Origin of the sequence: Pseudomonas hygromyciniae (assembly GCF_016925675.1) — a bacterium.
GTDB classification, from domain to species: domain Bacteria; phylum Pseudomonadota; class Gammaproteobacteria; order Pseudomonadales; family Pseudomonadaceae; genus Aquipseudomonas; species Aquipseudomonas hygromyciniae.
Genome location: NZ_CP070506.1, coordinates 4721142 through 4735535 on the forward strand (window position 1 = coordinate 4721142; position 14394 = coordinate 4735535).

The 14394-nt window shown below is 61.9% G+C and carries 15 protein-coding genes; 3 read left to right on the forward strand and 12 right to left on the reverse strand.

Annotated features, from left to right (window positions below):
• Positions 1-8: 8 nt before the first annotated feature.
• Positions 9-338, forward strand: coding sequence for a GlpM family protein (locus JTY93_RS21165; RefSeq protein ID WP_205476539.1), 330 nt, complete (start codon positions 9-11; stop codon positions 336-338).
• Between the two features lie 119 nt (positions 339-457).
• Here the strand turns inward: JTY93_RS21165 and JTY93_RS21170 are convergent, their stop codons facing one another.
• The 6 genes from JTY93_RS21170 to JTY93_RS21195 all read right to left on the reverse strand — a co-directional run bounded on the left by JTY93_RS21170 (position 458) and on the right by JTY93_RS21195 (position 7822).
• Entirely contained in the window at positions 458-1855 is a 1398-nt protein-coding gene (locus JTY93_RS21170; protein ID WP_205478018.1) for a sigma-54-dependent transcriptional regulator, read from the reverse strand.
• Complete coding sequence (locus tag JTY93_RS21175; protein WP_205478019.1) at positions 1845-3623, reverse strand: sensor histidine kinase; 1779 nt, start codon at positions 3621-3623, stop codon at positions 1845-1847. Before JTY93_RS21175 ends, JTY93_RS21170 begins: the two co-directional genes overlap by 11 nt.
• Entirely contained in the window at positions 3620-4747 is a 1128-nt protein-coding gene (locus JTY93_RS21180; RefSeq protein WP_205478020.1) for a GNAT family N-acetyltransferase, read from the reverse strand. Before JTY93_RS21180 ends, JTY93_RS21175 begins: the two co-directional genes overlap by 4 nt.
• Before the next feature lie 138 nt (positions 4748-4885).
• Positions 4886-5740: an alpha/beta hydrolase gene (locus JTY93_RS21185; RefSeq protein ID WP_092238001.1), complete on the reverse strand. Its 855-nt coding sequence runs from the start codon at positions 5738-5740 to the stop codon at positions 4886-4888.
• On the reverse strand, positions 5737-7131 hold the full coding sequence (locus JTY93_RS21190) for an aspartate aminotransferase family protein (RefSeq protein ID WP_029295153.1): 1395 nt from the start codon (positions 7129-7131) through the stop codon (positions 5737-5739). Before JTY93_RS21190 ends, JTY93_RS21185 begins: the two co-directional genes overlap by 4 nt.
• On the reverse strand, positions 7124-7822 hold the full coding sequence (locus JTY93_RS21195) for an MtnX-like HAD-IB family phosphatase (protein WP_205478021.1): 699 nt from the start codon (positions 7820-7822) through the stop codon (positions 7124-7126). The genes JTY93_RS21190 and JTY93_RS21195 overlap by 8 nt, the downstream gene beginning before the upstream one ends.
• Positions 7823-8052: 230 nt before the next feature.
• On the opposite strand from JTY93_RS21195, the gene JTY93_RS21200 reads away from it, so the two are divergent.
• Positions 8053-8817: a MipA/OmpV family protein gene (locus JTY93_RS21200; RefSeq protein ID WP_205478022.1), complete on the forward strand. Its 765-nt coding sequence runs from the start codon at positions 8053-8055 to the stop codon at positions 8815-8817.
• Positions 8818-8988: 171 nt separating this feature from the next.
• Here JTY93_RS21200 and JTY93_RS21205 read toward each other — a convergent pair whose 3' ends face one another.
• The 5 genes from JTY93_RS21205 to JTY93_RS21225 all read right to left on the reverse strand — a co-directional run bounded on the left by JTY93_RS21205 (position 8989) and on the right by JTY93_RS21225 (position 12650).
• Entirely contained in the window at positions 8989-9387 is a 399-nt protein-coding gene (locus tag JTY93_RS21205; RefSeq protein WP_205478035.1) for an EamA family transporter, read from the reverse strand.
• Positions 9388-9398: 11 nt separating this feature from the next.
• Positions 9399-9779, reverse strand: a complete 381-nt coding sequence (locus tag JTY93_RS21210) for a DMT family transporter (RefSeq protein ID WP_205478023.1) — start codon at positions 9777-9779, stop codon at positions 9399-9401.
• Complete coding sequence (locus JTY93_RS21215) at positions 9776-10696, reverse strand: arginase family protein (RefSeq protein ID WP_205478024.1); 921 nt, start codon at positions 10694-10696, stop codon at positions 9776-9778. Before JTY93_RS21215 ends, JTY93_RS21210 begins: the two co-directional genes overlap by 4 nt.
• Positions 10697-10915: 219 nt before the next feature.
• On the reverse strand, positions 10916-11569 hold the full coding sequence (locus JTY93_RS21220; protein WP_205478025.1) for a DsbA family oxidoreductase: 654 nt from the start codon (positions 11567-11569) through the stop codon (positions 10916-10918).
• A 61-nt stretch (positions 11570-11630) separates the two neighbouring features.
• The gene (locus tag JTY93_RS21225) at positions 11631-12650 is read right to left on the reverse strand and encodes an alpha/beta fold hydrolase (RefSeq protein ID WP_205478026.1); all 1020 of its coding nucleotides are present in this window, start codon (positions 12648-12650) and stop codon (positions 11631-11633) included.
• A 182-nt stretch (positions 12651-12832) separates the two neighbouring features.
• Between JTY93_RS21225 and metR the strand changes: the two genes are divergently transcribed.
• Complete coding sequence (gene metR, locus JTY93_RS21230; RefSeq protein WP_032859924.1) at positions 12833-13750, forward strand: transcriptional regulator MetR; 918 nt, start codon at positions 12833-12835, stop codon at positions 13748-13750.
• 3 nt (positions 13751-13753) lie between these two features.
• On the opposite strand, the gene JTY93_RS21235 is transcribed toward metR, so the two are convergent.
• On the reverse strand, positions 13754-14392 hold the full coding sequence (locus JTY93_RS21235) for a LysE family translocator (RefSeq protein WP_205478027.1): 639 nt from the start codon (positions 14390-14392) through the stop codon (positions 13754-13756).
• Positions 14393-14394: the final 2 nt, after the last annotated feature.

Here is a 14394-nt window from a genome sequence, read left to right on the forward strand (position 1 = left end):
TGGATTTAATCTTCAAGGCCGCCCTCGGTGCGGCGGTGGTGTTGCTTTTGGCAGTGCTGGCCAAGACCAGGAACTACTACATCGCCGGCCTGGTGCCGCTGTTTCCGACCTTTGCCTTGATCGCCCACTACATCGTCGGCAAGGGCCGCTCGGTGGACGACTTGAAAACCACGATTGTGTTCGGCATGTGGTCGATCATTCCGTACTTCGTGTACCTGGCGACCTTGTATGTGATGGTCGACCGCATGCGCCTGGAGGCCTCGCTGGCAGTGGCTGCAGTAGCCTGGCTGATGGCCGCGACGGTGTTGGTCAGCGTGTGGGTGCGCATCCACGCCTGATTCACCTCAATCAAATGTGGGAGCGGGCTTGCTCGCGAAAGCGGTGTATCAGTCGACATCTAAATTGACTGATCCACCGCTTTCGCGAGCAAGCCCGCTCCCACATTTTGATCAGCGTTTCAGCGCACGATCTTGTCGATCTGGATCCCGAGCTTTTTCAAACGGTACCAAAAGCTGCGCTCGGAGATTCCGATTCTCGTCGCCGCCGCCGCCTGCACGCCATTGCTCTCCTGCAGCGCCGCCAGGATGTACGCCTTCTCCACTTCTGCCAGCGCCGCATCCAGGTCCTGAGGCACGCCCGGGCCTTCGCTGAGGATCGTCGTTACATCGCCCGCCGTCGGCTGGGACGCGAACAGATAGGCCGGCAAGTCGATATCTTCAATCACTGGGCTGGCGGCCACGATGGTCGCGCGCTCCACGCAGTTTTGCAGCTCGCGGATATTGCCCGGCCAGCTGTAGGCGGCCATGGCCTGCAAGGCATCTGCGCTGAAGCCGGTGATGCGTTTACCGGCATTGGCGCTCAAGCTGCGGGCAAAGTGGCGGGCCAGCGGGGCGATGTCTTCGACACGCTCGCGCAGGGCGGGCAGCGGGATTGGGAACACGTTGAGACGGTAGTAGAGGTCCTCGCGAAACTCCTTGTTCGCCACCGCTTCCAACAGGTTCTTGTTGGTGGCGGCGATCACCCGCACATCCACCTTGCGCTCGCGCGGGTCACCCACCGGCTCAATCACCCGTTCCTGCAAGGCGCGCAGGATCTTGGCCTGCAACGCCAGGGGCATATCGCCCACCTCGTCGAGAAACAGCGTGCCCTTGTCGGCCTGCATGAAACGCCCTACCCGGTCGGCCACGGCGCCGGTAAAGGCGCCCTTGCGATGGCCGAACATTTCGCTTTCCAGCAAGCCTTCGGGGATCGCGGCGCAATTGACCGCGACAAAGGGTTTATCGGCGCGATTGCCATGCTTGTGAATGGCGCGGGCGACCATTTCCTTGCCGGTGCCGCTTTCGCCGGTCAACAGGATGGTGGCGTTGCTTTCGCGCACCGAATCCACCGCCTGCAACACACGGCGGAACGCCGGGCTGTCGCCCACCAGGCTGTCGAACTGCGCGTGCTCGTCGAGCTCGGCGCGCAGCCGTGCGTTGTCGCGCATGATGTCGCGAAACTGCAAGGCCTTGGCCACGGTGATGTCCAGCTCGTCGATATCGAAGGGCTTGGCAATGTAGTCGTAGGCACCATTGCGCATCGACTGCACGGCATTTTTTACGGTGCTGTAGGCCGTCATCACGATCACCGGCAACTGCGGGTAGCGCACCTTGATCTCGGCCAGCAGCTGCGGGCCGTCCATGCCGGGCATGCGCCAGTCGCTGATCACCAGGTCGATATCTTCCTGCTCCAGCACCTTGAGGGCATGCAGGCCATTGCCGGCGATAAACACCTGGATATCGTTCTGGCTCAGGGCCGACGCCAGCAAATCGCAGAGCTTGGGCTCGTCATCGACCACCAATATGTTATGCGTCATGACTGTCCTCGTCGTCGCCGTCATCTTCACCGTTGGCCGGAATGTACAGGCTGAAGGTGGCGCCGGCATCCTTCTCGCTGGTGCATTCGATGCGGCCATCGTGACTTTCCATGATCGAATAGACTTTCGCCAGGCCAAGGCCAGTACCCGAGGCCTTGGTGGTGACGAAGGGGGTAAAGATCCGCTCGATCATCTCTGCCGGGATGCCCTGCCCGCTGTCGCTGACACTGATCACCGTGGACTGATCCGCGCGGCTGATGCTTAACGTCAGGCGCCCGCCCTGGGGCATGGCATCGATGGCGTTGAGAATCAGGTTCAGGCACGCCTGCTTGAATTGCTTGGCGTCCACATAGAGGGTCGCGCCGGGCGCCTGGTCATCGAGATGGGCGTCGATGGCGTGGCTCGCCAGCTCCGGCGCACAGAACCCGAGGATTTCTTCCACCAGCGGCCGCGCCAGTTGCTGGCTGCGCAGGGGCTCGCTGGGTTTGGCGAAATCGAGAAAATCGGTGATCAAGTCATTGATCCGGCTGACTTCGCTGACCACATATTCCAAGTGGCGCTTGTCGGTCTCCGGCAGGTCCGTGCGCCGGTGCAGCAACTGCGTCGCGGTCTTGATGATACCCAGGGGGTTGCGGATTTCATGGGCCAGGCCCATCGCCACTTCGCCCAGCGCATGCAGGCGGTCGCGGCGGCGCAGTTGGGCTTCAAGGTGATGCAACTCGCCCAGGCGCTCGGTCATATGGTTGAAGGTGCTGCTCAGTTGCGCCAGCTCGTCGCCGCCGGTAACGGCCACGCGGTGCTGGTAATTGCCGCTGATCACCGCACTCACGCCCTGGGACAACTCGCGCAGCGGCCGCGTCAGGTGCCGTGAAACCAGCACGCCGGCGCCCAGGGACAAGGCGGAGCTGAGCAGGAAGATCAGCACGAACAGATTGCTCTGGTTCACCAGCCCCACCAGGCTGGTGTGGCGTAGCAGGCCGCTGAAGATCACGCCCTGCAACTCGCCGGTGTCATTGAAGATCGGCCAGTACAGGCCACTGTAGTTGCTGGTGAACTGCTCGCTAGGCTGCTTGGTGCTGCGCAGCAGGGTTTCCACGGATTTCGGCACACGGGTCGGGTGGTCTTCAAAACGCTGGGTCGAGAAGATCTCCGAGAAACCCTCGGTATTGGCCAGGTACAGGCGCAAGTCCAAGGAGTGGACCTCGGCGACACTGGTCAGGAAGCTGCTGTCCAGGTACGTGCCCACCACCAGTTCGTAATCGACGCCGTCCTGAGTGGTTTCGAACGAGGAAATCACCGCCCCGGTGGCCACGCCGCCGACCTGCACGGTTTGCAATACGGCATTGGGCGCGAGGCTGATTTGTTTCACCACATCATCGCCCACGGTGCTGAACATCACCTTGTTGTCACTGCTGCGAATCAGCGTTACCACGTCAATATCAGTGGCGCTGGCAATGTCCGCGATCAAACGGTCATGCCGCATTGCTTCATGGCTGGAGGGCGGACGCACATAACGCAGGAAGATCTGCGCCACACGGGCGTTGTCGTGCAGGATGTCGCTGACTTCGTCCTTGACGATGCGGGTCGACTCTTGCAGCCAGATGCGCACGTTACTGTCGAAAATCTGCGACAGGGTGGTGGCCGCCAGCTCTGCGGCGATCATCGTCGGGATCACCGTCACCAGCCAGAACGCCAACACCAGCTTGCGCTGCAGGCTCCAGCGAGAAATGGCAAACGGGCGGGCTTTCTGGCGGGTTTTGGCAATCATCGGGTTTCGCTTATTGCAGCAGCCATGGCAGGGTCGGATCGGTCCGGGCGAATAAACACTTTTACCACCTTGAGCAGGGTATCGAGCAAGCGGTTGCGGTGCTGGAAAAACAGCGTATTGCCGGCGAACTCGCAGCCCAGGCGTAGCTTACTGGCATACCCGGCCTGCCCGCACTCATACAGCGCAATATTGTGTTCGATGCAGTAGTCGACGTTGGTCAGCCAACTGCGAAAGTACAGGTTGTGTTCGCGGCTGTGGGCCAGGTCATGGGCAAAGAACTTGTCGATCAGGCGGTGCTGGTCGAGCAGCACCAGGTTGAACGCCACCAATTGCCCGTCCACCCAGTAAAGTACACAGCGCGCCCGTTGTTCAAGCTGGGCGAGCACCTGACTGAAATAACCGGCGGGCAGGCGTTCGAATTGCAGGTCGGCGCGGGCCAGGGTCGCTTCGTAGAGACGCATGATCTCCGGCAACACGTCATCCACATTGTCTCGCCACTCCACCTGCGGTCCCGGCGCACGCAGCTTGCGCCGCAAGTCCTTGCGCGTGGATTTACCCAGGGAGCCCAGGTAGGCATCCACCGAGCCGTATGGCAGCGGCAGCAACCCGGTAGGCAGGCTCGGCATGCTGTGCAGGCCGGCAGCCTTGCAGCTGTCGGCCCAGTCCTGATCCCGGGTCGGAGCGTCCTTGACCGCCAGCAAACCGATGCCGAACGCATCGGCATCGCGCCGTGCAGCGGCCAGCAGTTGTTGCAGCAAGGCGCCACGACGCGCCGCCGGCACATGGCTGGCGACACCGGCATGACACTGTTCGGCCACCGGCGAACCGATGGCGTACAGGCCCAGGCGCAACACCCCGGGCCACCAGCGCTCCAGGCGTTGGGTAACGCGTTTGCCCACGCCCGAGATGGTGGTGTCGAGGCGGTAATGGGTGATGAACGCCGGGGCCACCGCCAGAAGCCGCCCATCCTCATAGAGGGCCAGGTAGCGCCATTGGAAATCGTCGATGGCGGCGTTTTCCACGGCGACGTAGTAATCCCAATCCTCCAGCGCTTGGGGAAAACAGTCGTTCCAGGCACTGCGTTCGATGGCGTGGATGGTTGAATAGGCTTTAGCGCTGATCACAGCAGTTCCTTAATCTAACGCCAACCCCTGTAGGAGCTGGCTTGCCAGCGAAAAACTCAAGGGCGCCGCGTTGAACCAGACAGTACGTGTCATCGTTAACGACCATCGCGGGCAAGCCCGCTCCTACAGGGGGCGGTGTCAGGCCCGGCGATATTCGTCCACAGGGGTGGTGTGCTGCTCAATGAAGTCGGCACTCAACTCGATCACCCGCCGGTATTGCAGGTCCACGGTGATCATGTGGTAGCAGTTGTCCAACAGGATCTTGGTCACCGGGCCGCCAAGGTGGCGTTCCACGTAGTCGGCGTTCCAGCGGCTGGTGATGTCGTCCTCGATGGAGTGCAGCACCAGCGCCGGGGTTTTGATCGATGGCATGCGTTTTTTCACCACGGCGTTCATCCAGTGCAACTCGCGCACGGTGACGCCCTCCATGGTCAACAGCCCGGCTTCACTGCTCTCCCCCTCTTTCATCTGCCGCTCGACGATGGCCCGCAGGCGTTCGTTCTTGATGCCGTAGGGCGGCTTCTCGGTAAAGCGGAACAGGCGCACGCCGAACGGAATACGGATCAGCAACGGCGTGATGAACGCCATTTTGTTGATGCTCCAACCGTCGTACTTGAGGGTCGTGGAGTACATCAGCAACCCCGCGACCTGGCCCGGAAACTCCGAAGCCAGGTACATCGACATCACCGCGCCCATGGACAAGCCACCGACAAACACTTGCGCATGACGCTGCTGCACGCCGACAAAGGTCTTGCGCACCCCCTCGTACCAATCGCGCCAGCCGGTGGCCTGCAGGTCTTCGTTGCCCCCGCAGTGCCCGGCCAGGGTGGGCACGTACACCGTGCAATTACCCGCCTTGACCAGGCCCTGGGCAACCCGACGCAACTCGGTCGGGGTGCCGGTCAGGCCGTGGATCAACAAGACCCCGACCGGACCGTTGCCGAGAACGAAGCCGGCGTTGCCTTCGCCGAGATCGATATCGGCCAGACTCACCGCTTCATCGCTCGGGTCAGCAGTTGCTCCAGCAGCTTCAAGCCCAGGTCGATTTCCGGGTAGCTGATTTCCAGGGACGGCGCCAGGGTGATGACGTTCTTGTAGTAGCCGCCCACATCGAGGATCAACCCGAGTTTCTGGCCGTCTACCAGCATGTCGCCTTTCATGCCTTCCTCAACCATGTAGTCCAGGGTCGCCTTGTCCGGGGTGAAACCATCGGGGCCGCAGATTTCGCAGCGCAGGGCCAGGCCCAGGCCATCCACATCGCCGATGATCGGGAAGCGCTTTTGCAAGTCTTGCAGGCCTTCAAGGAAGTATTTGCCCTTGGCCATGACCATCGCGCCGTAGTCGACTTCGCTGGTCATCTTGAACATTTCCAGGCCCACCGCCGTGCCCAGCGGGTTGGAGGCGAAGGTGGAGTGAGTGGAACCCGGCGGGAACAGTTTTGGGTTGATCAGCTCTTCCTTGGCCCAGATGCCGCCCAATGGGTTGAGGCCGTTGGTCAGGGCTTTACCGAACACGATCACGTCCGGTTGCACATCGAAGTGCTCGATCGACCACAACTTGCCGGTGCGCCAGAAGCCCATCTGGATTTCGTCGACCACCATCAGGATGCCGTGCTGGTCGAGCACTTGCTTGAGTTCGCTGTAGAAGTTCATCGGCGGAATCACGTAGCCGCCGGTGCCCTGGATCGGCTCGACGTAAAACGCTGCGTATTCGCTCTGGCCGACTTTCGGGTCCCAGACACCGTTGTATTCGGTCTCGAACAGGCGCGCGAATTGCTGCACGCAGTGGCTGCCGTATTCTTCCTTGGTCATGCCCTTTGGCCCACGGAAGTGGTACGGGAACGGGATGAAGTTGGCACGCTCGCCAAAGTGGCCGTAGCGGCGACGGTAGCGGTAGCTGGAGGTGATGGACGACGCGCCGAGGGTGCGCCCGTGGTAGCCGCCTTCGAAGGCGAACATCAGGCTCTTGCCGTTGCAGGCGTTACGCACCACCTTCAGGGAGTCCTCGATGGACTGCGAACCGCCGACGTTGAAATGCACGCGGCCATCGAGGCCGAATTTTTTCTTGGCATCCACCGCGATCATTTCCGACAGCTCGATCTTGCCCTTGTGCAGGTACTGGCTGGCGATTTGCGGCAGGGTATCGATCTGCTGTTTCAGCGCATTGTTCAGGCGCGGGTTGGCGTAGCCGAAGTTGACCGCCGAGTACCACATTTGCAGGTCGAGGTAGGCCTGGTCTTCGGTGTCCCACACATAGGAGCCTTCGCAGCGGCTGAAGATACGCGGTGGGTCGATGTAGTGGACGGTGTCGCCGTAGGAGCAGTATTTGGCTTCTTTATCCAGCAGAACCTGGTCTTCGGCGGTAGCGATACGGATATCAGACATGATGAAAGAGTTCCTGATTTTCTGAAATGAAATGGGTGGCGTTGGCGGCAATGCCCTGGGGCAGCTTGGCCAGCAAGGCCGGCAGTTCGGCAAAGGTGTCGAAGCGCAGATGGGGGATGGCGTGGGCCTGGCAGTACTGCGCCAGGCTGCCCTTGGCGAAGACGAAATCAGCGGTGGTCGATACGCACATATCGGACTTGCCGTCGCCGATCACCAACACCCGCTTGTTGCGCGGGGTGGACTTGCATTTGCAGTTGCCCGAGGCCGCACGGCAGGCATCGCTGGTGTGCGGGAAGTCGATGCGCCAGCTGTTTTGGTCAACCTGGCGCAGGCGGTTGGCGATGATCGGCAACAGGGTCACGTAGTTGCGCGAGAGGATCCGCGCGATGCCCTGCTCGATGCCGTCGCTGACCACCTCAAGGGAAGCACCGAGGCCAAGGACATGGTCGACGAAGTCCGGGAAGTCCGGATCGATCTCGACCGTGTCGAAGTACGCCAGCAGCTCGGCCGGTGTCGCCTTGATCAGCGCCAGTTGGCGGCTCAGGCATTCACGCGAACCGATATGGCCGTCCAGCCATTGCTGCTCGATGGTTTCCCATTCGGGGCCTGCGAAGCGTTGGAGAACGTTGTCGATGACATCGGTGGGTGTGATGGTCCCATCGAAGTCACACACGATATGCCAGTCATTCATCTGCGTTTACCTTGGATGCTAGCGCGCTGATGCGCCGTTACCAGGGATAGAGCAGGGACTGTGCCAAGTGGGCAAAACCCAGCAGGGCTGGGGCTCGCGGGCATGCCAGGGTGATAAAGGCTGCGGCGAAGCTACAATTTTTGTAGGTCGCTACAAACAATATGAGTGCTTGCATAAGCACCCGCGCCTGCGCGTTCATGCGCGCATGTTTTGCAAGAGGAGCAAGCAATATGTTCAGGGTGACTTCGCTGGTGTGCGCCGGCGTCCTGGGGTTATGGACGGGCTCGGCAGCGGCTGCCGGCATCAGCGGCGAGCTGGGCCTGGGCCTGAGCTATCAGCCACGGGAACCCACCGCCAGCCGCTATCAGACAGTGCCGGTGCCGTACTTCGACCTCGATTGGGGAGACGTCAGCCTCGATACCGATGACGGCCTGACCTGGAGCGCGCTCAACAGCAACGGCTTGAGTGCCGGGCCGTACCTAAATTACCTGCCGGGACGCACGGCCAACGGGCCGCTAAAGGGCCTGCGGGACGTGTCGGACATGGCCGAGGTCGGCGGGTTTATCCAGTATGCGCCGGCCGATTTCTGGCGGGTCTATGCGCAGCTGGGGCGCAGCGTTGGTGGCGCTCGTGACCAGAGCGGCGTACTCGGCAAGCTCGGCGGCGAACTGGGTTATCCGCTGGGCGGCGGGGTCATTGGCAGTACGGGACTGGTGGCGCACTTTGCCGACGATAACCTGACCCAGACGTTTTTCGGGGTCGATGAGCATGAGTCGCAAGCCTCGGGAATTCGCCCGTACAACGCCAGCGGCGGGTTCCAGAACCTGACATTGACCCAGAGCCTGCAGATCCCGCTGGCACCCAAGTGGTCGCTGCTGGCCAGTGCCAGTTGGGTACACCTGACAGGTTCGGCGGCCGATAGCAGCATCGTGCGCCAGACCGGCGAGGTGAACCAGGGGCAGGTACAGACGGCGATCAGCTATAGCTTCGATTGATTGTCCAAAGCCCAAGCCCCATTCGACCGCGTCCATCCTGTGGGAATACGGTCAAAAATGTGGGAGCGGGCTTGCTCGCGAAGGCGGTGTGTCAGCCTGGAATTACTTAACTGACCCACCGCCTTCGCGAGCAAGCCCGCTCCCACATTTGTCCGGCATTCCAGCCTGGGATTAGTTTTCTTCGCCCTCGGCCAAGAGCGCGATCCCGCCAATGATCACCACCACGCCCACCCAATGCAGGAAGCTGATGTGCTCGCCCAGGCCCAGCCACGAGCCGAGCAACACCACCACGAACACCAGCGAACTCAGGGGGAAAGCCAGGGACAGGCTGCTGCGCCGCAGGATCAGCATCCACACAAAGAACGCGCCGATATAACAGGCAATGGCCGCCAGGATCCCCGGATTAACCGCTACCGCTGCCAACCATTGCCAATTGAAATCCATCTGCCCGATTTGATCGCCGGCTACCTTGGTAAACAGCTGCCCAGCGCTTTCGGTGAGGATCAACAACGCCCATAGCACCACCGTGCCCAGGCGCCCATGCAGCCAGCCAACTGGGCGCATGGTCATCTCTTGCGAACTCATGATTGTGCTCCTGCTATAGCCACCAACATCACACCGGCGGTAATCACCATTGTGCCCAGCCAGCGCCGGCGGCTGACGGTCTCCCCCAGCACCACTTTGCCCGCCAGCACCACCCCGCAATAGGCCAGCGCAGCGGCCGGGAACAGCAAACTCAACGGCGCGCGGGACAAGGCCTCGAGCCAGACGAAGAATTCGATGACATAGGCGCCGATCCCCGCCCACAACAACGGCGCATTGAATACCTGGCCCCAAAAGGCATTCAGGCGAAACCCGCCAGAAAGCTCCGGCAAGCGGTCCAGGCCCAGCTTGAAACATAACTGGCCGATCACATCGAGCACGATGGAAAAGGCCACCAACACCACCACGGTCAGGGTCACGGGAACAGCTCCTCAAACAGGTTGATCAACGCTTCATTGGTCGCCGCGTTGCGCAGCAAATCGTCCGCGCTCCAGCGCTCAGCCGGCGGCTGGTCGGACTTGGCTTCCCAGCGTTTGAACGCGTTGCTGAATGCAGGCGCGGCGAACTCGCCACACACGTCGATGCCAATGATCCGCTTGCTCGCCGCCAACGCCCGCAGGGCTTGCAGCAGGTGCGTCAGGCGCATGCCGCCCTGGTCCCAGTTGGTGGCGGCGTCTTCGCTGGCCAGCACGTCCTTGTCGAGGGTGATCCACACGGCCTCAGTGGGCAGGCTGGCGATCATTTGCTCAAGGAATACGGGCCAATCGAGCTCAGCGAGGTTGCGCCAGTGCAGGTGATTTTCCTGCTGCGCATGGCCGGCGCCATCCCCTACCCGGCCCCAGACTTTCGACGGGGCGTGTTGCCAGGGAAACAACTGCAAGTGCCCGCGCTTAAGTGCGCCCAGATTGCCGCCGCGCAGTTGCGGGTTATGCAGGTCATCGCTGCACGGACCGAGGGTGACGATGCGCTTGATCGCCGGCATCTTCAGGGCCTGGTTGACCCACGAGCCGCAGTGCCGGCGCGGTGCCAGGCGCACCCAGTCGGGATGGTTATCGAAGTGGATCAGGCTGATGGGCTCCTGCACTTCGGCGAGAAAGGCCGGAGTCAGGTGGTGATAATCGCCAGAGCCGACAAAGAAGATTTCGGGTCGCGCCGTGGTCGGCCTGGGCCGTTGGGCCAGGCGCTGGGCAAAGCGTTTCCAGGTTTTTTCGGTGGACCACAGGCGCAATTTCGGGCCCAGGTCGAGCAGGTCCAGGCGCGTGGCGTGACCGCTGGCCAGACGCAGGGCAATCGGCGCCTGGGCCGTAAGGCTGTGGTCGAGATCGAGGATATTCAAGGTAATGTTTCACCCCTTGGCAGCGCCCAACCGCACGCCGGCTGGGCTTTAAGGGGGTAATGCAAGGGATGGGCCAGGAGCCAATGTGGGAGCTTATGTGAGGACTGGCTTGTGTGGGAGCGGGCTTGCTCGCGAAGGCGGTGGGTCAGTTAAGAAATACTTAGCTGATATACCGCTTTCGCGAGCAAGCCCGCTCCCACATTTGGGCGGTGGTGTTTGTTAGCTTTTGGCTTCGTTGATGATCTGGCGGATCGCGCCGACAAACGCCTCAGCCGGCTGCCCGCCGCTGACCGCGTACTGGTCGTTGAACACGATGGTCGGCACCGAACTCACCCCGCGCGATACCCACAGTTGCCCCTGCTCGCGCACTTGTGCGGCGTACTCGTCCGAGGCCAAAATCTCTGCAGCGCGCTTGAGGTCCAGCCCGACGCTTTCGGCAATGATTGCCAAGGTGGCGTGGTCGGAAGGGTCCTGGCCATCGCTGAAATAGGCCTTGAACAGCGCTTCCTTGAGGTTGTACTGCAACCCCTCGAGGCCGGCCCAATGCAACAGGCGATGGGCGTCAAAGGTGTTGTAGATACGGCTCTGGCCATCGGTACGAAACGCAAAGCCCAGCGCAGCGCCCATGTCGCGGATGCGGGCGCGGGTGGCCTGGGATTCTTCGGCAGTGGAGCCGTATTTTTCGGTGATGTGCTCAACGATGTTCTGCCCTTCGGCGGGCATGTTCGGGTTCAGTTCGAAGGGCTGGAAGTGGATCTCGGCCTGCACTTCGGCGCCCAGTTGGTCCAGGGCTTCGGTCAGGCCGCGCAGGCCGATGATGCACCAGGGGCAGGACACGTCGCTGACAAAATCGATTTTCAGGGAAGTACTCATTTACGCAACCTCGCAGGCATTACACGCCACAAAGTTCGCACCATACACCCCTACGCCGATCTCATAAAACCTTGGCCGGCGCTATCGGCTCAACCCGCGCCCAATGCGGAACATCCTCGCGGTGGGCTTGCAGGTACGGCAACACCGCCGCCAGCAACGGCGCCTTGAACGCCTCTTGGAAACGATGGGCCAGGCCCGGGATCAGCCGCAACTGGCTGCCCGGGATATGCGCCGCCAGGTGCACGCCATGCATCACCGGCAGCAACGGGTCGGCTGTGCCGTGGACCACCAGGGTCGGCACCCGCAATTGATTGAGCAATGGCACCCGGCTTGGTTCGGCAAGGATCGCCATGATCTGGCGCTTCACACCCTCGGGGTTGAATGCCCGGTCGTAGGACTGCGCCGCCTGCTGCAGCAAGGCCTGGCGATCATCCTTGACCTCAGGGCTACCCAGGGCCGCGAGCAAATCGGCCTGCTGCTCCAGGGCCACTTCGCGGTTGGGCGCGCTGCGCCGTGACAGCAGTTGTACCAGCGCGGCATTCGGCGCGGGCAGGCCTTCGGCGCCGGAACTGGTCATGATCAGGGTCAGGCTTTCCACGCGCTGCGGGGCCATGGCCGCCAGGTGCTGGGCGATCATCCCGCCCATGCTAGCGCCCAGCACATGGAACTGGCGCACCTGCAGCGCATCCATCAACCCCAGGGCGTCGTCGGCCATATCGCTCAGGGTGTAGGGCGCGGCCACCGGCAAGCCGAGTTTGTAGCGCAGCACTTCAAAGGTCAGATTGGCGCTGGCGGGCGCCTGGCGCCAGGTGGACAGGCCGACGTCGCGGTTGTCGTAGCGGATCACCCGGAAACCTTGTTGGCACAGCGCGACCACCACTTCGTCGGGCCAGTGGATCAATTGCCCACCCAGGCCCATCACCAGCAGCAAGGCCGGATCGGAAGCACGACCAATGCTCTGGTACGCCAGGCTCACCTGGTCCAGATCGACCCGCTCAGTCGGGACATTGACATCACATCGAGACGCCGCAAAAGACGGCAGGCCGAACAGTAAGGCGGCCAGTAAAAGCAACACGCGCATGAAAAACACCGAAACGCAGAACCCCAGTAGAGCGCGAGTCTGATGAAGTTTGTTCAAGCGCGCTGCCACAGTTACGTGACAGTTTGATGAAGAGCGCCCAGCGGTCATGGTCGACAGATTCGGCAACATGAGACAAACTCACGCCATTCGAACTTGTCACAAGTTATCTTCATGGAGAGCCCGTGCTCGAAATCCGTCATCTCAAGACCCTGCATGCCTTGCGCGAGGCCGACAGCCTGGTGGAAGCCGCCGAACGCCTGCACCTGACCCAGTCGGCGTTGTCCCACCAGTTCAAGGAGCTGGAAGAACGCATGGGCATGCCGCTGTTTGTGCGCAAGACCAAGCCCGTGCGCTTCACCAGCGCCGGCTTGCGCCTGCTGCAACTGGCGGATGCCACCCTGCCGCTGCTGCGCGGGGCCGAACGGGATATCGCGCGCCTGGCCGGGGGCACCGCCGGGCGCTTGCACATGGCGATCGAATGCCACAGCTGCTTCCAGTGGCTGATGCCGACCATCGATCAGTTCCGCGATGCCTGGCCAGAGGTCGAGCTGGACCTGGCCTCCGGCTTTGCCTTCGCCCCGCTGCCGGCCCTGGCCCGTGGCGACCTGGACCTGGTGGTGACCTCCGACCCACTGGAACTGGCGGGCATCACCTATGTGCCGCTGTTCACCTACGAAGCAATGCTCGCCGTGGCCAACCAGCACGCGCTGGCGAACAAGCCGTATATCGTGCCCGAGGATTTGCTCAGCGAAACCCTGATCACCTACCCGGTGGAACGTGATCGCCTGGATATCTTCACCCGTTTCCTGGAACCCGCCGACGTCGAACCCGCCCAGGTGCGTACCTCGGAGTTGACGGTGATGATGATGCAGTTGGTGGCCAGCGGTCGCGGCGTGTGCGGCATGCCCCACTGGGCGCTGCATGAATACAGCTCGCGGGGTTATGTGAAGGCCAAGCGGCTGGGGGAGAAAGGTTTGTTCGCCACGCTGTACGCCGGGATCCGTGCGGATATGCTGGATGCGCCGTACATGCGCGACTTTTTGCTGACCGCCAAGGACACCTCGTTCTCAACCCTGGATGGGGTCAGCGCGGTCCGTTGATGTTCACGCGTTGCGCCGTTGCTCGAGCATCAGGCGCACCGCCAGGGCGGCCAGCACGAATCCCATGAAATAGCGCTGCACCGCCAGCCACGTGGGGTTGTGGATAAACCACGCGGCGATGCTGGCGGCGCACAGCGAGATCAGCAGGTTGACCACAAAGCTGACGCTGATCTGGGTAAAGCCCAGCATCAGGCTCTGGGTGAAGATCGAGCCGTGCTCCGGGGTGATGAACTGCGGGAACACCGACAGGTAGAACACAGCGATTTTCGGGTTCAGTGCGCTGGTCAGAAAGCCCATGGTCACCAGCTTGCGCGGCGAGTCAGCGGGCAGTTGCTGGGCCTCGAACGGCGAGCGCGCGCCCGGTTTCACTGCCTGCCAGGCCAACCACAGCAGGTACAGCGCACCGGCCCACTTCAGTACTTCATAGGCCAGCGGCACGGTGAGAAACACGGCGGTCAAACCGGCGGCCGCCGCGAACAGGTGCACAAAAAACCCCGCGACCACCCCCAGCAACGACGTCACCCCGGCCTTGCGGCCCTGGCAAATCGAACGGGAGATCAAATAGATCATGTTCGGCCCCGGGGTCAGGACCAGCAGCAGCGAGGCGGCGGCAAAAATCAGCAATTCGTTGAGGGGGATCACGG